This window comes from Candidatus Leptovillus gracilis (assembly GCA_016716065.1).
Lineage (GTDB): Bacteria > Chloroflexota > Anaerolineae > Promineifilales > Promineifilaceae > Leptovillus > Leptovillus gracilis.
The window spans coordinates 47,844-70,406 of sequence record JADJXA010000026.1 but is presented as its reverse complement, the minus strand read 5'-3'; the positions used below and the strand labels follow the sequence as shown (position 1 = coordinate 70,406).

Sequence of the window (22,563 nt, the reverse complement as noted above, 5' to 3'; positions counted from 1 at the left end):
CGAGACGCTTGCGCTCACAGGGTTTTCATTGGTGGTGGTGGGTTAGACCACTCATGAAGTCTCCCTTGAACAAATCTGGGCAGTGCTGAAATGGCAGGTACATTAAACCATTTGCCGTTTTGCCAGATCGGCAAATAGTCCTTCCACATTCATCAGTTCGACGTAGGTTCCTTGTTGGACAATACGGCCGTTTTGCAACACAAAAATCTTGTCCGCCCCCTTGATGGTGCTAAGTCGGTGGGCGATGACCACCCGCGTCGCTTGCAGGTCTTCCAGACTGCGGCTGACCACAGCCTGGGTGTGGTTGTCCAGGGCGCTGGTCGCCTCATCAAAGAACAAGATGCGCGGCCGGTTGACTATAGCGCGGGCGATGAGCAGACGCTGCCGCTGCCCGCCAGACAACGTGCCACCGCCATTGCCGATGATGGTGTGCAAGCCCATCGGCATTTTCTGAATATCTTCAGTCAACCCGGCCATGACGGCCGCGCGCCAGGCGTCTTCCACAGTCAATGGCAAGGAGCCGACAATGTTTGTGAAAAGATCACCGGCCATCAATTTGCCATTTTGCAAGATAACCCCCATTTGCCGCCGTACTTCGCGGACATCCAGATTGTTCAGGTCACGGCCGTCGTAATAGATGCTGCCAGACAAGGGCTGCTCAAAGCCCAGCAGCAGACGAAATAGAGTAGACTTGCCCGAACCAGAAGCGCCGACCAACGCCACAAATTCGCCCGATTTGATCTCCAACGACACATCCTTGAGGATCATCGGGCCATCTTGGCTGTAACGGAAAGAGACGTGGGACACTTCAATGCTGCCGACCAATTCGCCTGGATGCTCTTTGAGGGCGTCAACTTCTGGCATGGCTTGCAACACCGGGCGCGCGCGTTCGTACATGGGAATGATGTTGAGGATGGTCAAAAAGGCGCCACTTAGAGTGAGGACGGCCGTCATAAATTGAATAAACGCCGTGTTGAACGCCAGGAATTGACCGATGGTTAACTCTTCTCGCCCGGACAAAATAACGACGGCAAAGATCGCCATGGCCGTGACGACTTGATAACCGGCGTTAAACACGTTCAAATTATTAGAAACGTCACGCGCCTGGTAACTAAGCTGCCGGGCCTGGCTGAATTCTGCCGCCCAGGTGGCAAAAACGCGCCCCTCGGCGGCAGCGGCGCGAAACTTGGCGATCCCTTCAATCGCCTGCAAGAGAATGCCCGACAGTTTGCCCTGCCGGTGAACCAGCTGACGGTAATACCCCATCTGGCGATACCCGGCCCAAACCATCACCGCGACCGAAATCGCCATCAACCCGGTTGCCGTCCAGGCCAGGCGGCTGTGGTAATAAAAGAGCAAGAAGAAACTGAACACCGAGAAAATACCGGCCAACATGGCGCTCATCACCGTGCCGGAGAGAATTTGTTGGATGCGGCGAATGCCTAAAACACGGTTGCCCAAATCGCCAGACGTATAGCCGCGGAAAAAGGAGACGGGCAGGCTGAGAACCCGCTGCCAGATAGCCGCTTCTAAATCAGCGCCCATGCGCTCTTGCAGCCGGAGCAGGGCCAGATTTTGCACGACCTGAAACAAGGCCATAGCCAAGACGATGATGATTAACGAGAAGCCAAGCTGGAAGAGCTGCAAACGGCCGGCCTGGGGGATGATCTGGTCGAAAATGATGGCGGTGGTGATGGGGATGAGCATACCCAATACGCCCACGCTTACACCTGCAAACAGAATAAGGCGCAGATCCATTGTGTCTCCCGCCAGGCCAAACTTGATCAGTTCCCAGGCGCCCACCGGTTTGTTGGGTAGGGAGCGGTAAAACATGTAGGCAAACGGCCGCATGGTTTCGGCGACTTCGGCGGTTATCGTTTGTTGCTGCCGCGCACCGGGATCATGCAGTTGGTAGCCCTGTTTGTGGGGCATGAGGACAATGGGCTGCCCTGTTTCTTCCCAGAACCCCAGCAATGGGCCATTATCTTGCTGCCACCAAGCGCCCTTCAAAACCACCTGGCGCGTCTGCACACGCGAAGCGCGGACGATATCCGCCAGGGAAAGGGTCTTGTTTTGCTGCGCTTTTTTCGGAGGCGCAATGATCTTCATGCCCAACCGCTGCCCAATCATCTGGCAGGCTTGCAGCAGGGGGTTGTCTTCAGTGGTCACGGCCGTTAACGGCGCAGTCGGCGACATAAAAGGGCCAGCCAGACGGGTCAACGCCTCGTTGATGATGGATTGATCGGACACCTGTTTGCTGCGCAGGCGATCTAGCTCCTGCTGCCGGGTGTGTTCCAGCCATTGGGCGATATTTTGCAACATGTGACGGTGAAAATCCGCCAGATGCGGCCAGGGAACGGTTTGCGCCAGGAATGTGTGGGTGTCAACGAGATCGATCTGGCTGTTTTCGGCCGTTTGAATCCAGGCGCGTTCCGAAATAGGCCAGCGTACTTTGCCATTGAGCAGCGGCAGTTGATTCGCGCCAATAAATCGGGAATGTCCATAATCGTGCCGCACCCACAACACGCCGCGCCGCGCACAGACATTGCTGGCCTCTTCGATGTAAATTGCCGGACCCGCCTCCAGGCGATGGCAATCTTTGGGCGGCAGGCTGTCCAAAAGGCAGGCCGAGAGTTGTCGTACCCAGTTATCGAGCAGCGTAGTCACCGGCTGCCGGAAATCATGATCTTGAGACAGGCGATACAGCCGCTCGGTCGAGAGGCGCAGCAGCCGGGTCTGTTTGCCTCCCACCAACAGCAGCCCGACCTGGCGCTGTTCCACGCGCAAATCCATGCCGAAGATGGCCTGACCCGCCTGCACACGAAACAGATGCGTTCTGCTCCCAGCTGCACCGCCATTTTCCAATGAGACGGCAAACATGTCGGCCCACCCGGTATACACAACCCAACAATGCGCAGGATCGTCCAAGAGGATTGGCTTGTTGCTGCCGCTTTCGATCATTTGTGCTTCCTTATAGCGCAAATGCAGCAGGAACAACTCTTCCACGGGCATCTCTTCTGATTGTTCTACTATCGGGTCGTCTGGTTGACCCCCCTCTGGTAATTGTCGCGTTTTCATACGTACAACTTCTCCAATATTGAGTCAAGCAGCCGCTCTGATTCGGGCGTTTCGGCTTTAATGAGGCGGGCATATTCCCCGCCACGACGCCACAGTTCTTCGTGTGTGCCGCGTTCGACTACCTGGCCGTTGTTCAAGACAATAATCTCGTCACAGTCGCGGATGGTACTCAGACGATGGGCGACAATCAGGCAAGTGCAGCCGCGACGACGCAGGTTGCCATCAATCAGTTTCTCGGTGATGGGATCGAGGGCGCTGGTGGCTTCATCGAGAATCAAGATGGATGGATCGCTGGTCAGCGCCCGCGCGATTTCTAGGCGCTGCCGCTGCCCGCCACTAAAGTTGCGTCCTTCTTCTTCGACAATGTGATCGTACCCGGCGGCCTGGCTGGTGATTTCATCATGGATATGGGCATCTTTGGTGGCGCGGATGATCGTCTCCTCCGGTATTTGCCGATCCCACATGGTGAGATTGTCGCGGATGGTCCCTTCAAAGAGGAAGATGTCCTGATCGACAATGCGCAGCGAGTGGCTGATCACGACACGCGGAAATTCTTCGCGTTCACGGCCGTCAAAGAGAATTTGTCCATCCCAGGGGCGGTACAGGCCAGCCACCACGCGAGCAATGGTAGATTTGCCACTGCCACTGCCGCCAACCAGGGCCACGCGCATCCCTGGCTGCAAAGAGAGGTTGAAATTCTGAATTAAGGGGGCGGCCAGCCGGCTGTAGCCAAATGTCAGGTTACGGATTTCGATCTGCCCTATCAATTTTTGCAGAGGGTGGTCGGCATCTTCCAACAAAGCGCTATCCGCCAAATCTACGCGCGGGTCTGGCTCGTAATTGGTCACATCGCTCAGGCGGCGGACAATGCCATCTACTTCTTGCAACTGCGTGCCCAACTGCACGACCTGGTTGACGGGCGTCAAAAAGCTGGACATCAACGTTTGAAAGGCGATCAGGATGCCGATGCTCATTTGCCCATTAAGGATCAGCGACGCGCCAACGATGAGAATCACAACAGTAGTGATCTGGGTGAGCAAGAAGGGGACAACGTTGATGATTTGGGTGGTGGCCCCTAGCTCCTGGTTGGCGTTGAAAACTTTGGCTTGATACCCAGACCAGGTGGTGAAAGAATCTGCCTCGCGCCCGGTTGATTTGATCGTCTCGATTTGGGACAGACTGTTGAAGGTGGTGGAGAGCAACTTGCCATGTTCCTGAACCAGGCGTTGGTTGACATCTTTGCGATGGCGCGCCACCAGCCTCAGCGCCAGGAAGTTGAGGGCGGCCATCCCAATGCCGATGAGAGTCAGTGTGACGCTGTAATGGAACATGAGGATGGCATAGAAGAAGATCAACACAACGTTGAGCAGGGTGGTCGCCAATTCGCCGGAGAGGAGTTCGGCGACGCGGTCGTTTTGTTCGATACGGGCGCTGATGTCACCTGCGCCGCGCTGGCTGAAGAATTCAATGGGCAGGCGCAAGATGTGCCAGGTGAGACGGCTGGCATTGGATAAAGCCAGCCGTGTTTCCAGGCGCAGTAAATAACGCTGCTGCATCCAGGTGAGGACGGAACGCAACACGGCCGTTAACGCCATTCCGCCCAACAAAGGAACCATCCATTCCGTGCGGCCGCCCACCAGGTAATAATCCACAAAAACCTGGGAGAAGGCGGGGATCATCAGGCCAGGGATGACCAGAACCAGACTAATCAGCACAATGAAGGTCAAGGCCGTTTCCACACCGGCTAACCGAGGCAGCAAAGCGGCCGTCAGGCTGGGCTTTTTGCCCTGCGGTTGGAAATTCTCGCCTCTGCTAAAGGTCAGGACCACGCCGGTAAACGCTTCGTCCAGCTCCTGGGCCGACACCGTGCGCGGGCCGGTCGCCGGATCGTTCAGGTAAACCTTATCCTTGTAAAAGCCTTCGAGGACGACAAAATGGTTGAAGTTCCAATGGATGATGGCGGGCAAGGGCACATTACGCAAATCGGCCGGCTCTTGCCGATACCCTTTGGCTGTCAGGCCATAAGTGCGCGCCGCTTTGACCATGTTGCTGGCTTTGCTGCCATCTCGGTTCACGCCGCAAGCCGCGCGCAGCTCTTCCAGGGGGATGTGGCTGCCATGATAGGCGAGGATGCTGCCCAAAGCGGCTGCGCCACATTCGACCATTTCCATCTGCAACACTGTGGGCGTTTTGGCGCGATGCCGCCCAAGCAGGTAGTTTTTCAGTTCTGGCCACGCCTTTTTTGCTCTCTCGATCCGGTTTTCGGTCATGGAATCACTTACCTTTGGGCTTGTTCGCTTGCGCACGATCTATATCAAGCCGGGGCTAACGAAGGGGCAGCACCAATTCAATGGGGCGCTGCGCGCCGACCTGGATGGTGGCGGAAGCCAATGTGCCGATGAGTCCGGGTGATAGTTGGGCAACGGCCGTATCCGTCTCGAGTAACACACGCACCTCAATCGGGTTGTCCGGCAGCGCCAGGTTGCGGGCAAGCGCCTCGCTGCCCAGCAAGTGGGTTATTTGCTGCGTGGAGACGGGGTATTGGCTAACGGCCGTTACCACACCGAACAAAGCGTCAACATTGGTGGTGGTGACAGGCTCGACCGTCACCGGCATACCGACCCGGAGTTGGCGGGCGGCGGCCGGTGACAGGTAAAAGACGGCTTCCAGGTTCTCATCTGCCCCGGCGGATTGCAGGCTGGCCAGGGAATCGCCGCTGCGCAGTAGTTGGCCTACGACTGTGTTAAGCTGCAAGATACGGCCGTTGTGCAAACTGCGTACCGGCACAGGCGCGTTTTTCCCCAGGGGCAGAATCTCGGCCACGATCTGGTTTTCGGCGACGCTTTCCCCGGCGGTGACGTGCCAGGCAAAAAGCTGCCCGTTTTCAGCCACAATGACATTTTTGATGCCTCCTGTGGGGATCAAGGCGGCCGTCGCCGTTTGTTGCAAGGAGATTTGGCCGAAGATAGCCCAATAAACGGCCGTCGCCACCAGCAGCGCCAGCGCCAGAAAGGCGAGCCAGCTACGGGGGCTGGTCACTTGCATGAGCAGATCAAGCTGCTCCGGGGATGAAAGACGGTCAAGGGAAACTTTGCGAAAAATCGAAGAAGTCATGGGGTTCTCCTCACATCACAACCTGGGGCAGCGGCGTCTCGTTGTTCATCGCCTCTATGCGTCTGGCTGCCGACAAGATGGCTTCTTTCCAGGCGCATACATTCTCCGCCAGGCGTTCATCGGCGGCGGCGGCCAGATCGGCCAGGTTCATGCCGGCCAGCGCGCAGAGTAAAGCGCCCCGGCCGACCATGTCCCGATCCCGTCCCGTTAACGCGCGGTCGAATCGTTCCAGATTGTAGACGGCCGTGACAAACGTATTCATGATCTGGGAAAATGCCGGTTCCGGCCGCAGCGATGAATCCAGGTAATTTTCCAGCCGCCCCCCTGCACGGTAAGCTGGGTATTCTTCCAAACCCATAAAACGCAGCGCCCAATCGGCCCGGTAATGCCCGATGGCGGCGACGATGCCCGCATAGTCGGCCAACAACTCGTCGTGCAGGTGTTGGCGAATAACGCCAAAAACTCGTTTGGTGAAGTAGTGCGCACACTCATGCTCAAGCCGTATAGTCAAGGAAAGGGAGCGCCATTCGTCTGCATCCAACCCTAGCGAAGCAGCGGCCACGTTGCTGTAAGGCCCCTGGCCAAGGATGATGAAACGATCCTGATAAAGATGCTTTTGGGGGATGAGTTCCTGGAAGGCGTGCGGCCAATCTTCGGGCGTGCGCCGGGGATCGGCCGTCAGCCATTGGCGGCGATAGGCACGAACGCGATCCCAGTTGTTGTATCCGGCGACCATGCAAGCGCCCATGGAATCGGGGATGGGGGATGGCTCGTTGCGTTTGGTCAGAGCTTGCACCAGGGCGCAAAAATCGGCGCGGGTGGCCGTGATGAGCGCTGGCACGTCGCCGGCGATGCTTTGGTGAATGTGTAACTGGAGGGCGTCCGGTTGTTCAAGCAACAGGCCGCTCGCTTCGGTCCAGCCGGTGGTATCTACCCCTTGTTTGGTCGCGGCGTGGTAGACGGCCGTTTGGCTGATGCCCTGGTGAATGGGAAATTGCAACTGCACCAACCGGGACCGCAGCGCTTCCCAAGCGGTACCCCGCACCGCTTCCGCCTGATACCCCTGCCAGGCCGCCACATGATGTTCTGAGGGTAAAGGCAGCCGGTCATATTGCCAATCATAGGTAGCTGGTGTGTGTTGGTAAATTGGTGCGTTAACATATGCTGCAATCATGATGCCTTCCCGCCAAAATTTCACTTCGAGTCTAGCTTCAATCCAGGTCAAACACCATATGGGGGTAGTTACATTTCACCTATGACTTTCACTCTATGTCATTCACGGCGACAGTAATGGTTCCATTTGTCGCAATACAGGGGATCGTTTCATCGCCAAGGTCTCTAACAAAGTAGCCGCTTGCGCCGCGCCCTTATAGCGCGCCAACGCTTGCTGCACACACTGTGCATTTTGCCTGAGGTTGCCCTCATAAAGCATCGCCCGGATGCCCTCTTTAAGATTTGCCGGGGTCACTTCATTGGCCGGTATACAATGGGCAATCTCTGCCTGCTGACACACTTTAGCCACATCATAACTTTCGCTTGCCGCAGCAATGATCACCATGGGCAGCCCATACGACAAGGCGTTAAGCATAATACTTGTCGTCCCATTGGTGATCACGCCGTCTGCGTAAGGAAGAATGGCCTGGTGTGGGATATGCTGGCCCACAAAAAAATTGTCTGGTAAATTGCTCTGTATTATTTCAAGATCATTGGTTGACATGGCCACCGCAACAGGCAGCTGCCCTAGCGCCTCTAGGAAAACGGGCCAAAAATCGGGTATGCCATTCATCGTCACCCCATTCTGGCTGAAAGGATTTGACCAGCGATTGTTATGCTGCACATAGATAATGGGTTTCTGAGACGTGGTTACGTTGTTTATCCAGTCCAGTAAAGGTTTATCTGGTGAAATAGGCGATTCCCACAAGCAGCCGCCAACCAGATGCACTTTTTCAGGGAGTGTTTCGATATTTTGTTGCAGTTCTGGCACACTGCGTAAGAGAAACAGGTCCCCCAATAAGCCCGACTGGGAATGGGTGCTTTGCTCCAATGGGGGCGGCTTGCCTGTTAAGTAAACATGAGCCAAACGATATATCTTCCAAAAGTCATCATACCGTTTGGCCTCCCATCTTTCAGATTTCGAGACCGCGACCCCGTTAATGGTTGGCCAAGGATAAGTCGCCAACCCCAATACCGCAACCGGGATGTGATGTTTTCGGGCAATGACCAGTGGTCCCATCGCCAACGCTGAGGCAACAATGACATCTGGCTCAAATGCACACACGGCAGTGGTGACATAATTTGCTTGCCGGCGAATACTTTGTTGATTCATCCATTGTGGTACAGAGAAGATGTGGTCCTGTTCATCCGTTGGTATATATGAATACCCCGATTGCTCCAGCCTCGCCGCAAAAGCAGGGCCAGTGGCAAAGGCAACTTCATGGCCTCTGCTTTGTATTTCAGAGGCAACGGCCATAGCCGGGTAAACATAGCCTTCGCTTGCCAGAACAGAGAATAGATAACGCATTTGCTTTACTCCCGGGGCAATTCAAGCAGCAACAGAGAAGGTATATCTGCCGGATTGGCGACTCTCAATAGACTGTACCCGATACCTGCAAGGCCATTCATGAGGCCCATGGTTTCGATGCCAAGCGGCGCGCCACAAACAAGCCCTTCCTGGCAAATGGATACCGTGAGATCATTGGCTAACTGCTGCACGCGGGCTTTGAGGTTGTTGTCTGGCAGTTGTTGTGCAGCCTGGAGCAAGAACTCCAGGTTGCCAAACGCGCCATGGCAGAGCGAGTGGTTGTCGCCCAATCCTGTGGCGAGTACGCTTTGCACGGCCGTTTCGATTTCCTCGCGCATTTGGGGATCATCCATATAGCCGGATGAAGCTAAACGCGCCATCCCGACGCCGGTTATCCCGTCACACCAAGTAATGGGTAAATTGGGTCCCTCGGCGGCTAAAACAGTTCGTTCATAGGCAATACCAGCAACGGCCGTCTGGTAAAAACGGGATTTCCCGCTCAATTGGTGCAGCTTCAACAATGCCCAGGCAATCCCACTCCCCCCATTAGCAAAACCTACTTTGTTTGAATTGGTTTGTAGATTCTGCGCTTGCCAGTATATGCCTTGCGCTGAATGCTGCGCCTTGTCGAGCAACCAATCGCCGCATTGTATCGCCACATCTAACACCTGTGCTGAGGGACGATGGGCATACAAGCCGGTTAAACAAACAATTGAGCCGGCCGCGCCAGAGAGAATATCCAGGTGAGCATCGCGCTGAATGCGAGGGAGGATTTGCGTCACATAGCTTGCAGCGCGCGTGAGAAGGTCTTCATCTTGCCAGAGAATGCCGAGATGCGTCAGGGCATAGACGATGCCGCCCCAACCGTCAAACCCGCCAATCAGTTTAAGCGCGCGTTTCATAGCCAGTGTCGGGTTTTCCACCCAGCGCAGCACAGAGTTAATTGTTTGTTGAGCCAATGTGGTATAACGGCCGTTGCCCGTCACACGCCCCAGATGCGCTAAAAACAAAGCAGTGCCCGGCAAACCACTATAAAGGCTTGTGTTCCCAGCCTCCAGAAACCACTTGTGCTCTTGAGCATACAGATCAACCCAGGTAGCATGATCTTCTTCCTTGAAGGCTGAAGCTGCAATCCTCTGCCCCAACACGTTTGCCAACACGAGCGAATCGGAGCGCGTACCTGTCGAGGCAACCATCACAGGGTTTCTCGCCAGTTCGCTTGCTGTCGCTGCTCGGACAAATGAAGCCCGCAAGAACCAGATCTGTCGTTCATAATCGGCCGCACACAAGTCTCGCAACCGTTTTTCGGCCAATTCCAGCCCGGACTCTTGCAGGTAACTGGGGATGCAGTCACCCGCGCTGCTCCATACGTTCTTTGAACCGGGTTGAGTTGTAAAAAAGGGGACATCCATCTGCCACAAATCGCTGCGTTCAAAGGGAATTAACTGTTTTAGGTGCGGCTGATCGGGCACTTCAAGCCACAATCTATCGCACGTTTTTTCGTAGTTCAAGCCATCACGCAGCTCTTGTGGTTGCAAACATTGCCGTAATAGCAAGGCATAGGTCATGGTGTTTCTGAGTACAATGCGCGTTTGATCAGCCGCAAATTGGTATAAGGGACTGCCGTGATGTAAAAGCTCGTCACGATGATCGTGCAATAACCAATACATGGCGCGAAATCCGGCCAGTATGTCATCTATATACGCCACGCTGTTTATCGCATGCCCTTGCAGATGGGGCTGGTGATTTGCCTCCCCTCCAGAAATCGGTTTGTGGGCGTACTGCATTTTGTCTGTTCCTACATTTTCCAATACCAAAGCGGTTCGAGTACTTTCTCTGGCAGCATCTCCCATACCGCCTATATCTAAACCGAGGCTGATTAACCTGATATTGGGCAGCAACAACGTGTTGACCACAGAGTCATTGATTTGCTTGTAAGCCGTGGCGATTGCACCATGTGCGGCCATATATGTAGGATGAAACAATGTCTCCAGGTCAATCAGCATGGGATGTTCACCGGCGGCGATCACATTTTCATAATGAAAATCAACTCCTTTCAGAACGGTCAACAACACCAGATAGCCTCCTTGCCTGGTGAAGAAACGCTTAACTTCCGCCTCTGTCGCACAAGCCTGCGCGGACACGAACTCGACCCAACCATGGCTGCCACAGTTGAGCAGCTGCAATGTCGCCAAAGGCGGGGTGAAGCCACGCGCATTGATCCAGCAAAGCAGGGCTTGAAAATGTGCATCAACGTCTAGGGGTTTGGGCTTATAGACCAACTTTCCGCCAGAGCGAAAGGTGACGATCATGACTCTGTCGCCACCAACGTGCCGATCGCCTGCATTGGCATTGATATGGGTCACACAATCATAGGGATCTATCGCCGCAAAGGTGTGGCAAATATCTTCCCAATCACCGCACAAACGGTGCAGGAATAAGCGCATTGCCTGGCCCCAGTTTTGCAAAAAGGTGACCAGCAAACGAGCCAGGACCGGATATTCTTGTAAGAGTGACAGCGCCAGTTCTGGTTGATGCAGACGGCTGATGAAACTTTGAAAACGAGCCTCCGGCGTTTCTCCTTGTAGAAGCCCCAGCATACCCGCCGCATGAAGCTCCAAAATCATGACCGGCATCAATATCTCTGTTAATTCATCCAGCAAGGGGCTAAACAAGCTGTCTTCAATAGTGGTTAAATCAATCGGGATGGGGGAACGGCCGTTCTGCACAACAAGCTCATTGACGACTTCCCGAATGGCGCCTTGCATCTGATGGATCAACGGTTTGATCAACGCGAGAAAGGTTGTATCCACCTTCTCCTGCAAAGCCTCTGACAATCCGGCATCGGCATCAAGGTTTGTTGAAAACGCCGCCAACAACTCCTCGACCCACTCTTGTTTAGACAGGCGCTCTTGCAAGGCCTCCACCGGCTCAGCTAACAAAGAGAGCAGCCCCTCTTCCGTTAAATGGTTCTCCGCTAGTCTCTGCGTAAAATATCCATCCTGGTCAAAAGGCCGCTGACCTTTCCAATGACCCAGGCGTTTCAGATGACGTTCAGCAGGCGCTTGTTCCCTGGACAACTTATTGCTGGCCTGACAAGTTCCCCTTGCCCGACAAGGAGAGCCTGTCCGTTCAAACAGCGTCGCTGCCTGTGACCATAAAGGGGTGTCAAATTTTGCATTCAACATAGCAAACTCAAGTGAGGCAAACTCCTCTGTCTTTCCCGGCTTGGGCAATACATCCCAGAGTACAAAAGAGGTTCGTCAGTTTGCATGAGACATCCTTTGTCCCAGATGCAGTTGCTACTAACACACTGGCGCGGTCACAAGACCGCGCCAAACAAGAGAGATTTGATTGTGATGCCCAAACAAAAGAGGGTTGCTCTCCAGTCAAATTGAATTCACTCTTACAACTTGGCCTGAGAGCAACCCTGACACAGTTTACTGAGCGTTAATTTTAGTATTGCCACAAGTGCCGACGCAGGTCCAGGCTCCGCCGGCAACCTCCTCCAACTCTTCATCCGACAATTCGGCTATGTTGTCGGGAGACGCCGGCAAAGCAGCGAGTTGTTCGGGGGACAAACTGTTGCGGAATTCCTCATCTTTCCAGGCGTGTACAATTTCTTGCGGGGTTGGGGTCTGTTCTGACATGATTTTTTAGTCTCCTTATATTTTTGAATACTGAATATGGTTTCTTGACTGCTGCTTGGAACACGTTTTGCAAAGAGCGTGCACATCTCTATTTACAATCTGTATTCCTTGTATTACAACCTGCCGCGGACAGATTGAAAAACGACGTAATACCATTGTTAATCAAGCGGTATAACTTGACGGTTGTGCAAAAGATAGTGCCACCACTTATCTTCAGACGGCTCGGTATCTTTTCCCCATTCAGCGTTAAGGCCAAAAACACCGAACTTCCGATCTTCTTCCTTTTTGTACTCTTGTATCCAACGTTGTGCATCCACAATGGATTGAAAGGCACATCCACCACGATACTCTTCTGTACGGCCAACCTTAAAGAGGTCGCCCCACACCTGTAGCTGCGCTTTGTATACTTTTTCTGGGCCGACGGTGTAGATCACGTCACAACTCCTTGTCATTGACTCATGCGCCTAACTATGCCAGATCATATTGCAACCACGATCTTGGGACATGATGTAACGGCTATATTTTGCCGTATGACATTGAACCTATAGAGCTGTGTCATCGGTTGGAGAGGGAACAAGACGGTGACGACATTGCCACCTGGCAAACAAAAGGAATAATTGCAGGAGTCCGGCGAAACTTGCGCCGACCTATGATGCCGTAACACAGATTGCCAACTTGTGTTACACGGTAAATGACAAAAAGGGTGTGAAATGAGAAATCTTGCCGTGATCAATCATGCACAAGAATCGTTATCTGACAGCGCAAAGGAAACGGTTGAGATAGATGATATTCCCGTTACCTTTGGCATTGTGTCTACGCCTACGCCTGAGTTTAATAGAAATGCCCCTGAAAATCGGCAGCGGGTACTAGTGAGAAAAAAGGCTTTTTCCTGTAACTACCGTGATAAGGCCGTCATCTTTGCCGCCAGCAAGCAGACCCGATCAGGATTTTTTCACCCTATCGGTTCAGAATTTGCCGGCGAAGTGGTTGACATAGGGAGCGATGTTGTGGGATTGGCTATCGGGGACAGAGTGATTGGCAACAATCATTATTATGACAACAGTTCCCCTTTTGCCGAAGGCGTGCCTACGAATAAAGCATCCAAAGAGTATGAGGCGCTGCACTACGCCAAGCTCATCAATATCCCACCGCAAATGCCAGATGAGGTTGGCGCTGCGTTTAGCATTGGGGCGCAAACGGTTTATGGCATGATCCGTAAACTCAATTTGAAACCTGGCGAAAAAGTTCTCGTGACTTCAGCGAAATCGAATACGTCTTTGTTTGCCATCAATGCCCTGCGCCAATATGATGTCTCCGTCTATGCCACCTCGACAAATGATGAGTATGCCGACAGGTTGCAAGAGATGGGCGTGCGGCAATTATTTGTGATATCACCTGAACCTGACACAAGCAGCATCATGGCAGCGGCCGGCATGTTTGATTGTGTCATTGATCCCTTTTTTGATCTCCATCTAAGCTGGGTGGTGCATTTAATGACCTATAATGCACGCTACATCTCCTGCGGCCGTGCTGGTCAGTATCATGGCATCATTGATAAACGATCACCTGTTTTAGAGGAAACGTATGCGTTGACAGACGTTTTATCCAACGTTGTGGTGAAAAATTTGCAAGTGATCGGAAATTGCGTGGGCGTGACAGAAGATCTGGCTCAAGCTATCGCGGATTACACGGCCGGGCGTTTTAACGTTGTAATTGACTCAGTATACTCTGGCAAGCAGATAGGGAAGTTTATCAACAGGAGTTACAATGCCAGGGGGCGGTTTGGCAAAGTCGTTTATAAATATGACGGCGCTTAACCAGGCAGTAACACAGGTTAGTTGAGCTTATACAAAATACTACTGGTATTCACATGTCATACTAAGGAGCGAAGCGACGAAGTATCCCAGAGGCGTTGGGATTCTTCGCTTCGCTCAGAATGACAAGTTTAAGTTTATACCAGTGACCTGTGTTACCCTGGCTATATACCAGTTATCGCTTGGTTAAATGCCTTGCGGAGTAGACTTGGCGGGTGGCAACCAGCTCTTGTTGATACATAAGTAAGCTTTGGCCTCGTAAGAGGAATCGGGGTGAATGACAACCTTTATATGATTGACGCATCTGATAAACACATTGCGGGAACATGGACCATCAATAAAATTGACCCCTTGCTCTTGGGGTAAAATGTTATATTGACCACCATACCACATAAGTAGGGCTTCTTTTTTATCCGGCGTGCATTGTCCTATTTTGACAAGATAATCTAGTAACAGACGCCAACGCGCTTCTTTCCTAGGGTTATGTTCAGTCAAATAGCATTCAAATCCGATCTTTGGGGAGATCACACCATCTATAATATCTAATTGAAAGGCAATTCGATCCAACAAAGGATCTATTTCGTGCAGCAGATTGTGTACGTCATCATAACAACCGGGCCATCCCACATTTTTCAAATAAGGGACGAGTTGTTCTGAAGTCATATCGGCTACGCAGAGTTTGATGGGCACAGAGTCTCTAGACAACATAGCCCCTACGGAAAACATATAAGACTGCTCTGGTAACAATTCGAAACAAGCGTCTATATTTTGTGCAAGCAGGGGAGGTAAAGGCGCTGCGAACAGTATCTCCAAAGCGAGTTTGGTGGCTTGATGATGCTTCGATCTAAGCGCCTGTAAATCGGTTATACTCGACTTCTTTTCATAAGTGACAAATAACCCGGGGATTGGGATGTGGGGCGGTGGGCCATCTACATCGAACTCAAGCCAAATGTCAGCCACTTCCATGTTTAGAAGTTCTGCCTGCTCCCATTGCACACAGAATTCCTGCACCCGCCGCCAGACATGGCTATCAAGAATCTCTGGTTTGGGAAGCATGTGGCTTGGACGCTTGTTGATGAAGAAGGCACGAGAACCATCATGAGCCAGGAATTGGGGAGCCAAATCCACTGAATCCGATGTTCCTAAACGACATTCTAAAAGCAAGTTAGAGATTGGGGGCAAAATCCCAGAAATTGTTTTGAGGCGCGCCAAAGCTGTGGGAGAAACCAATTCAGGCCTCATCCAGGATTGAGTAACTTCTAAATACCGAGTGGGTGAATATATCATCCTAGATCCTCTTATTTTAATTGTAACCCGCTTCTAGCCGCATAATTTTGGGTTGCGCAGCAATCAGGCGGGGACGGGTTCTGTGCTGTCAAGCAATAGTCGCTCAATGACGTTTTTTAACCCTGCTGTGAACGAGTGGTCGGGATAGTTGATGCAAAATAGAGCGGCGCTGCCGTTTTCGGCGATGTCTATTGACAGGGGCAGCAATGCCGCCACGTCGCACTGATAGGCCTGCTCAACCTGTTCCTTTACTTTGTCAAAGTTGTATTCTGGGGGGACTTTGTTAACGACCAGGCATATTTCGGGCACGCGCAGGCGGCGAGCAACGTCTACGGTGACGCTGGTTCCCTGAAAGTCTTGCTGGTCGGGACGCAAGATAATGACCAGGCTGTCGGAAATGGCAATGGAGAGTAAGGTCTCTTCATTTAGCCCAGGGTGGGTATCAATGAGCAAGTAGTCCAGGGCGAGAGCGGCGATCAGGTCTCGAAAGGCGCCGTGCATGTCGCTGGCGTCATATTTTTCGCGGAGGATGCGCGCAATGTCGTTGGGATCGAGGCTGGAGGGAACCAGGTGGACTTCGCCGCCATTGGCGGTTGTGTACACCTTATGCGCGGCCTCTTCGATGGCGCATTTGCCCCATAGGAAATCGTTTAGGGTGTAGGAAACGGCCGTATCATTCAATCCAAATATAACATGAATACCAGGGGACTGGATGTCGGTATCAAATATGCCGACTCGGTAGCCTTGCTGCGCGAACAGCGCCGCCAGGTTGGCCGTCACGTTGGACTTGCCAGTACCGCCACGAAACGAATGTGTCGAAATAATTTTTGTCATCGTTGCCTCCATTTCAAACTAAAATAAGCTGATTATCAACACTAATTGCAACAGCTTCTTGCTTCATATCCTGTTTCAAGTCTGCTGCAAAATGAATGATATCATCCAGGTGGGCTTCCAATGCCTTCTTGGAAACAAAAGTACGCACAATGGTTACTTGCTCTGTCACCAGCCCACTCTCTTCACTACGCCAGGCGCCTTCGGCGTTGCTGCTGGTCGCACCGCCGAAAAGATTACCGAGGAAGGATAAGGTCGCCTTGACCTGGTTGCTGTTGTCCACTTGTTGATTAACGTCAACGGTTGAAGGGACGAACAAGGCAACGGCATGGTCAAGAGAAAGGCGGCGATACACTTCGTGCAGGGATTGGCAGAGTGGGCTGTCGGCCGCGGCCTGCACGACGGGCGCCTGTTGTGCCTGGGCGGTTGCGACGGCCGTTGAATCCGCCGGAATGACCAGGTGAAATCGAGGATCAACAGTCGTCGTCGCGCCAACAGCTCCATTCAGTGCCAGCACCCGCTTCTGCCCTGGGAATGAATAGGGTTGCAGGGCAGCCCAACGTTGCAGTCCGGCATCAGCGCCCTCTTTCGTTTGTGTCAGAGTGATCAATGTGTGAGCCTGTCCGCGCAAACGCAATAAGAGTTCATCTTCACGGCCGCTGCCGGTGTCGCAGATGATATATTCATATTGCGCCAACAAATCTGTTAACAACATATCGAGCTGCACCTGGGGGGCATAGCCGCTAGGTTCAACTTTGGTCAATACGTCCAGGTTGCTGGCATGGGTCACAATGGTCGCCGGGCCGACATGCTTTTCAGACACGGCCGTTGCCCCATTTGGGAAAAGGCTCTGCGGTTCATCTTTGTGACCTAAAGCCCAGAACAGCGTGCGTCCGTCCTCATCCAGGTCTGCCTGTTGGTGCGCGAGACAGGCCAGGTTATAGGCAAAGGTCGTCACGCCGGCCTGGGGATGGACACCCTCAATGACCCATAACTTACTTTGCTTTTGCAAATGAGCCTGTTGGCAGGCCACCAACCGCTGGCTTAAATAACGGTTCAGAGAATACGCCAGCATGCTTTGTTGGCTGGCAAAGGTTAAAAAATCTGAGGCTGACCAGGCGAGCAAGGTGGTGGGCGCAACGGCCGTATACGTCGTCGTCATCGGCGCCTCACTCAGGCTCTCGCTCAGACCTATCCAGCTGCCACAATGCAAATATCCTCTCCTTTGTCGCGTCTGTATCCCCTTCAACCTGGTTTGCGCCAGCAATCCTTGTTGCACCAACCAGATTCGCTCCGTTTTCTGCCCTTGCCAAGCCATCACCTCATCTGGCAACAGCGTGCACTTCTCCGCTAACCGCAGCAACTGGTCTCTAGTCTGATCATCCAGTTCAGATGTTATCGGCGCCTCAACCAGAAACACATCCGCCGTCTGCTGCAACAAATTCAGGACTACGGTCGGCATATTACGGACAGTCTGGCGCTTAAACTGAAAGCGCGTCGAAAACACCCGCTTCCCTTCGCGCAGTTGCTCCAGGATGCGATTTTGCCGCAGCAGCCCGGCCAAGACCTGTTCCACTTCCGTCAGGCTCATCTTTGAATTCGCCACCAACTCAAAGATCGTCGCCTGTGGTTGTTTGATCAGGTGGCGCAGCAAAGTCTGCTCGGCAGACGACATAGCCAGTAAATCAATAGGAGAAATTGAAGCCATCTTGCCTTACTTAATTGAATAGGCTCTCAAGCAAACCAGAGCCGGCGCGTTCTTGCTTTGCACCCCGGTTATTCAGAAGAACCTGAAATTTACTGTCCCCATCCTTATCAAGACGAGACTCCTGTACCATGCTGTTCACAATCCCTTCCAATTTATCCACAGGAATCTTGGTAAACCCGGCAATTTCTTGCAAGGTCAGGCGCGGACGCCGTATGAGACATCTGATCACATCCTGTTCATGGTTGGATACTGTCAATAAATCTAACGGAGACATAAAGGTCATGATCTGTTTCTCCTTACATGAGTTATAGACATTATCAAGAATGATCTCCCCGATCCGCCGGTTATGCCTGACAGTCAGCCGACAATCATCCTGAACATATTATCTGCCAGCGCGAGTTTGATTGCCTGAGATAGCAATCACTTTTAAACTATGATTCTGGGTATAGGGGGGTATGACTTTCGGCATAGGCGAGCAGCCTCGCCACTTGCTAATAAGACACGATCCGGTTGATCCACGCCCAGGCAACGGCCTCGGCGCGCGTGCGCACCCAGGGGATTTTGCGATAGGTGTTGTGCAGGTGATTTTTTACGGTTCCTTGCGTAATTTTCAGGCTTGCCGCGATTTGTTCGTTTGATAAGCCGTGCGCCAGGAGTTGCAAGACGTTGATTTCACTCTGGCTCAAATCCTGATGCAGTTCGGGGATAAAACGCAGTAAGGTGTTTTGGACTTGTTGATTCAAGACGGTTTGCCCCACATCAACGGCGCGAATGCCAAAGACAACTTTTTCCAGGGGATCGCTTTTCAGCAGATACCCTTTAACGCCAGCCGCAAGCATCGCCCAAACATATTGCTTATCACTGTAACTGCTGAAGGCTAATACGCGGGGAGGTGTTGTTTCGGCGCCTTCCAGGCTGCTCTGGTTGATGTGCCTGGCAACCTGAATGCCGCTTAGATGCCTCAGGTTAACATCCAGGACAACCACGTCTGGGTGCATCTGGTCAACAAGCCGGATGACTTCATATCCGTCATCGGTCTCGGCTACCACTCCCATATCATCATGCCGGCCGACTTCATGCCGCAGCCCATCGCGGATAATCTTATGGGTGTCGGCTAACAAAACATGAATGGCAGGCTCGGTCGACAGGCGAATAATGTCTTGGTTCAAAATACCCTCGATACAAGCAATGCGCGATGAGTTCTACTGTAGAAGGCGATCGGCCATAGGAGGGCAAATCGCTGGTGAATTTCCATTACAGAGAGTATTTTCCCCAAAAACACAAGTCCGTGTTGAGCAAGATAACACATTTCGAGCGTGACTCGTTCATTATTTGCTTATGACTTTAGGTTTATATTCAGGAAGCGCGACTGGCTACGGCCGTTTAACCACAACTATGAATCCTACTCAATCTCAACAATGCGATTTTCCCAGGCCCAGGCGACCGCCTCCGAGCGAGTGCGCACGTTTGGCAATTTCTTGTACGTATTCATGACGTGGTTTTTCACCGTTCCCACCGCAATAAACAAAGTTTCGGCGATCTCTTCGTTGGTATTGCCCTTGGCAATTAAGCGCAATACCTCTAATTCCCGTTGGCTCAAATTATGTTCTGGTTGTTCCCTGCGGGTCAACAACACCTTTTGTACCGGCAGGCTGAGAGCCGGTTCGCCCTGAATCACGTGCCGAATTCCGGCCACAATCCGGTCTGGCGACTCATCCTTCAGCAAATAGCCCTTCGCCCCCATTGCAAACAGATTATAAACATACTCTGGCTCGCAATAGGCGCTGAGAATGAGGATGTGCGGCGGCCAAGGAGCATTGTTTTGGGCATCCCCTGTGACCGGCGTCTCCATCAGCTTCCTCGTCACATCTGTAACCAGCATCCCCGGCATGTTGATGTCTAACAGCAAGACATCTGGGCGCAATGCCTGCGCAAGTTGGATGGCTTCCGGCCCATTGGTTGCTTCGCCAATTACCTCGATATCTGGGTGACGCCCTAACTCATTGCGTATACCCGATCGTACAACGTGATGATCGTCTGCCAACAAGACACGGATTTTGTTCAAACGCGGATTTTGTTCATCATGTTTTATCATTATTCTCACCCATCCCTGTTTTATCCAATAAAGGCATGACAACTTCCAGGCAGGTTCCCTGAGACGGCGTAGATGTGATTTGAAAAGTTCCGTTCAGCAGGTCCACACGTTCACGCATCCCAACCAAGCCAAAATGATTTTGTTCCATCAAGCTACCCAACCGTTCGGGCACAATGAACCCTAACCCATTATCGGTGATTGAGAGCAGAACCTGTTCTGGCTGGAGCGACAATCTGACGCTGACATGTGTGGCCGCAGCATGTTTGCGGATGTTCGTCAAGGCTTTGTCGGTACAACGAAATAAGCACAAAGCAGTGTCTTCGTCAACGGCCGTTCCCCGATCCCCCTCGATCAACAACATTGTCGCAATGCCCGATTCCAACTCAAACCGGTTAACCAGAGAACGAATACTGGGGATCAGGCCCAAATCAAGCGCAGCCGGCCGTAAATCCTGACACAAATGGCGCGTTGTTTGAATTAATACGCTGATTTCTTCTTGCAGCGCCAGCATCTCCGCACCATTCGCTTTGCTGCTCGGATCGGACAGGGGCAAAGCAAACAAGGTCGTCATGTGGGCAAACTGATACTTCAGACCGACCAATTCCTGAATAACCCGGTCATGAAGCTCACGCGCAATATGCTTCCGTTCCTCTTCGCGTGCCCGAATGATCTCCTTTTGGTATTGCTCATTCTCTTGTACTTTGACCCCTAATTCCTGAATGAGCTGCGCATTTTGGAAAATGGCGCTGGCCTGCCGGGAAACAACGTCTAATATCTCCATATCTTCATCACTAAACAAATCCCCGCCATACTTTGGCCCCAGGATCAAAATGCCCAATGAATGATTCAATCCCTTGATCGGAACCCACAAATGGATCGAACGATGATCAAGAACCGTCTGTTCAATGACTGACAGCGCATCTTGCCTCAGTTTGCGCAAGATCATCTGGTTGGTCGTTGGGTGTTGTTCTTCCTGTAAATAACGGTTGATATTTTGCAACTGGCTTAAATGGAGCATATCCGGCGAAAAAGGCGCTTCTGCATCTCCGGCCAAACAGGTAATGGTCTGGAGCGAATGCTGTTCTTGCCACAGTAAGTAAGCCCAATGTACACGCATCGTTTTCTGAATGCTCGCATTCAGCGTCTCCGCTAAGGCTTTGACGTCTGGCGTCAACTCAAGCGTATAGACCACCTGGCTCACTACTGTAGGGTAATCATACCATCCGCCATAGAGCAGATAATCAACCAACCTTTGCAACCGGCGGTACAACGGGTTATACACAACCACCAACCCCATGATAATGACGACGTTCACCAGCGAATCCAGCAGCAGATTGTCGCGGAGCAAACTTTGCAGAGAGTAGGTTGCATAAAGGTACAGGGTACACAAGATGCCGATGACATAGATGGTCGTCGCGCTGCGACTGACATAGCGTTCCAGCTTTATGAATTGGTATTGGCGAATGGCATAGCCATAGCCCACAGGAATGAAAACAAGAAAAAGAAAGGCGAACTTTGCCGGCAACAGCATTTCGTTCAGCACAACTTTGGGAAAGACAACCAACGTCAACAGCGGCATACCGGCTATAAACCCAAAAAGCGCGACCATGCCGACCTGCCGCTTGGCAATGCTCGAAAGGGATCCCCGATAAGCACGCAACAACAGTAACAAGATCAGGCTCAGTCCAACTAACAACCACAGATAAAAGGCAGGGCCATAAACGGCCGTTACACCTTCTGGCAGTACAATCCCATCAACTACAATCAACAGCCGCCATAGCGCGCCCAGCGTGGCGACTCCATACAAAGGAAAAATAAACCACTGTCCTTGCTGTTTAATCTGGCTAAAGGGAAAAAGTAAATGAAAATGAATCGCAAAAGCGACTGTACACCAGGTAAAAACGTGAGACAAATGCCCGGCCCACGGTTGGCTGGTCACACTGCCCAAAGCTAAACTCATGCCAAGCGTCTGGCACCACAAAAAAAAAGCTGCATGTTGCCTGGTAATGACCGACGACAAAAGCACCGTAGTCAGGCTAACAATCCAAAACGAAAGCGCAACAAAGGTGAGCGATAAATGAGTGGCTAACACAAAAACGGGCGCCGGCTCCGTGTACAAAACCTCCAGAGAAACAAGATCACTCCCCCTGTTTATCTGTAACTGGATAATAGAACCCCGTTGCCAATCATAATAAGGAAAGTTACTCTGACTGAACGGCACACCATCAATGCTGACGAGCCGATCATTCACTTGTATCTCAGCGTCCGGTTTTGCGTGATAGACAATGCCCCTGTCGGTCCACAAGACACCCAAATCGGGTTGCGCGACTGTTTGCCAGGTTGCCCAAGAAACCATCAACAAAGAAAAGGCAGCCACAATCGCCATAATAACTTGTGAGATCGTGTTTTTATACTGGACGATGAACATGATCCCTCAACAGAACCAATCACCTCAACCGCATAAA

General features: G+C 52.2%; 16 protein-coding genes. 1 reads left to right on the top strand and 15 read right to left on the bottom strand.

The annotated features are described in order from the left end of the window. Positions 1–102 precede the first annotated feature (102 nt). From IPM39_28095 to IPM39_28060, 8 genes are all read right to left on the bottom strand, one after another. The gene (locus IPM39_28095) at positions 103–3,078 is read right to left on the bottom strand and encodes an NHLP bacteriocin export ABC transporter permease/ATPase subunit (GenBank protein MBK8989880.1); all 2,976 of its coding nucleotides are present in this window, start codon (positions 3,076–3,078) and stop codon (positions 103–105) included. Further along, a complete protein-coding gene (locus tag IPM39_28090) occupies positions 3,075–5,348 on the bottom strand; it encodes an NHLP family bacteriocin export ABC transporter peptidase/permease/ATPase subunit (GenBank protein MBK8989879.1) in 2,274 nt (757 codons plus the stop codon). The genes IPM39_28095 and IPM39_28090 overlap by 4 nt, the downstream gene beginning before the upstream one ends. 55 nt (positions 5,349–5,403) lie before the next feature. Continuing rightward, on the bottom strand, positions 5,404–6,192 hold the full coding sequence (locus IPM39_28085) for an HlyD family efflux transporter periplasmic adaptor subunit (protein ID MBK8989878.1): 789 nt from the start codon (positions 6,190–6,192) through the stop codon (positions 5,404–5,406). Positions 6,193–6,202: 10 nt separating this feature from the next. After that, a complete protein-coding gene (locus IPM39_28080; protein MBK8989877.1) occupies positions 6,203–7,366 on the bottom strand; it encodes a hypothetical protein in 1,164 nt (387 codons plus the stop codon). 102 nt (positions 7,367–7,468) lie between these two features. Continuing rightward, positions 7,469–8,713, bottom strand: a complete 1,245-nt coding sequence (locus IPM39_28075; protein MBK8989876.1) for a glycosyltransferase — start codon at positions 8,711–8,713, stop codon at positions 7,469–7,471. 5 nt (positions 8,714–8,718) lie between these two features. Next, positions 8,719–11,901, bottom strand: coding sequence for a type 2 lantipeptide synthetase LanM family protein (locus IPM39_28070; protein ID MBK8989875.1), 3,183 nt, complete (start codon positions 11,899–11,901; stop codon positions 8,719–8,721). Positions 11,902–12,153: 252 nt separating this feature from the next. Then, complete coding sequence (locus IPM39_28065; GenBank protein MBK8989874.1) at positions 12,154–12,363, bottom strand: mersacidin/lichenicidin family type 2 lantibiotic; 210 nt, start codon at positions 12,361–12,363, stop codon at positions 12,154–12,156. A 158-nt stretch (positions 12,364–12,521) separates the two neighbouring features. Next, positions 12,522–12,797, bottom strand: coding sequence for a hypothetical protein (locus IPM39_28060; protein ID MBK8989873.1), 276 nt, complete (start codon positions 12,795–12,797; stop codon positions 12,522–12,524). A 276-nt stretch (positions 12,798–13,073) separates the two neighbouring features. Here IPM39_28060 and IPM39_28055 point away from each other — a divergent pair, with 276 nt between their 5' ends. Beyond that, the gene (locus tag IPM39_28055; protein ID MBK8989872.1) at positions 13,074–14,180 is read left to right on the top strand and encodes a zinc-binding alcohol dehydrogenase family protein; all 1,107 of its coding nucleotides are present in this window, start codon (positions 13,074–13,076) and stop codon (positions 14,178–14,180) included. A gap of 183 nt (positions 14,181–14,363) precedes the next feature. Here IPM39_28055 and IPM39_28050 read toward each other — a convergent pair whose 3' ends face one another. The 7 genes from IPM39_28050 to IPM39_28020 form a co-directional block, all read right to left on the bottom strand. After that, positions 14,364–15,464, bottom strand: a complete 1,101-nt coding sequence (locus tag IPM39_28050; GenBank protein MBK8989871.1) for a hypothetical protein — start codon at positions 15,462–15,464, stop codon at positions 14,364–14,366. Between the two features lie 63 nt (positions 15,465–15,527). Next, positions 15,528–16,298, bottom strand: a complete 771-nt coding sequence (locus IPM39_28045) for a MinD/ParA family protein (GenBank protein MBK8989870.1) — start codon at positions 16,296–16,298, stop codon at positions 15,528–15,530. A gap of 13 nt (positions 16,299–16,311) precedes the next feature. After that, the gene (locus tag IPM39_28040) at positions 16,312–18,003 is read right to left on the bottom strand and encodes a cyclic nucleotide-binding domain-containing protein (GenBank protein ID MBK8989869.1); all 1,692 of its coding nucleotides are present in this window, start codon (positions 18,001–18,003) and stop codon (positions 16,312–16,314) included. Between the two features lie 10 nt (positions 18,004–18,013). Continuing rightward, positions 18,014–18,286: a hypothetical protein gene (locus IPM39_28035; GenBank protein ID MBK8989868.1), complete on the bottom strand. Its 273-nt coding sequence runs from the start codon at positions 18,284–18,286 to the stop codon at positions 18,014–18,016. 208 nt (positions 18,287–18,494) lie between these two features. Next, positions 18,495–19,172: a response regulator transcription factor gene (locus IPM39_28030; GenBank protein MBK8989867.1), complete on the bottom strand. Its 678-nt coding sequence runs from the start codon at positions 19,170–19,172 to the stop codon at positions 18,495–18,497. A gap of 233 nt (positions 19,173–19,405) precedes the next feature. Beyond that, positions 19,406–20,098, bottom strand: coding sequence for a response regulator transcription factor (locus tag IPM39_28025; protein MBK8989866.1), 693 nt, complete (start codon positions 20,096–20,098; stop codon positions 19,406–19,408). Continuing rightward, positions 20,085–22,526 carry a hypothetical protein gene (locus tag IPM39_28020; GenBank protein MBK8989865.1) on the bottom strand — a complete coding sequence of 814 codons (2,442 nt, stop codon included), beginning with the start codon at positions 22,524–22,526 and terminating at the stop codon, positions 20,085–20,087. The genes IPM39_28025 and IPM39_28020 overlap by 14 nt, the downstream gene beginning before the upstream one ends. Positions 22,527–22,563 lie beyond the last annotated feature (37 nt).

What these genes read in the sequence shown, in the direction of transcription:
- IPM39_28055 (MBK8989872.1), top strand. Translation starts at nt 13,074, where the DNA reads ATGAGAAATCTTGCCGTGATCAATCATGCACAAGAATCGTTATCTGAC.
- IPM39_28020 (MBK8989865.1), bottom strand. Translation starts at nt 22,526, where the DNA reads ATGTTCATCGTCCAGTATAAAAACACGATCTCACAAGTTATTATGGCG.
- IPM39_28040 (MBK8989869.1), bottom strand. Translation starts at nt 18,003, where the DNA reads ATGGCTTCAATTTCTCCTATTGATTTACTGGCTATGTCGTCTGCCGAG.
- IPM39_28050 (MBK8989871.1), bottom strand. Translation starts at nt 15,464, where the DNA reads ATGATATATTCACCCACTCGGTATTTAGAAGTTACTCAATCCTGGATG.
- IPM39_28045 (MBK8989870.1), bottom strand. Translation starts at nt 16,298, where the DNA reads ATGACAAAAATTATTTCGACACATTCGTTTCGTGGCGGTACTGGCAAG.
- IPM39_28065 (MBK8989874.1), bottom strand. Translation starts at nt 12,363, where the DNA reads ATGTCAGAACAGACCCCAACCCCGCAAGAAATTGTACACGCCTGGAAA.
- IPM39_28095 (MBK8989880.1), bottom strand. Translation starts at nt 3,078, where the DNA reads ATGAAAACGCGACAATTACCAGAGGGGGGTCAACCAGACGACCCGATA.
- IPM39_28075 (MBK8989876.1), bottom strand. Translation starts at nt 8,713, where the DNA reads ATGCGTTATCTATTCTCTGTTCTGGCAAGCGAAGGCTATGTTTACCCG.
- IPM39_28070 (MBK8989875.1), bottom strand. Translation starts at nt 11,901, where the DNA reads ATGTTGAATGCAAAATTTGACACCCCTTTATGGTCACAGGCAGCGACG.
- IPM39_28085 (MBK8989878.1), bottom strand. Translation starts at nt 6,192, where the DNA reads ATGACTTCTTCGATTTTTCGCAAAGTTTCCCTTGACCGTCTTTCATCC.
- IPM39_28035 (MBK8989868.1), bottom strand. Translation starts at nt 18,286, where the DNA reads ATGACCTTTATGTCTCCGTTAGATTTATTGACAGTATCCAACCATGAA.
- IPM39_28080 (MBK8989877.1), bottom strand. Translation starts at nt 7,366, where the DNA reads ATGATTGCAGCATATGTTAACGCACCAATTTACCAACACACACCAGCT.
- IPM39_28090 (MBK8989879.1), bottom strand. Translation starts at nt 5,348, where the DNA reads ATGACCGAAAACCGGATCGAGAGAGCAAAAAAGGCGTGGCCAGAACTG.
- IPM39_28025 (MBK8989866.1), bottom strand. Translation starts at nt 20,098, where the DNA reads ATGATAAAACATGATGAACAAAATCCGCGTTTGAACAAAATCCGTGTC.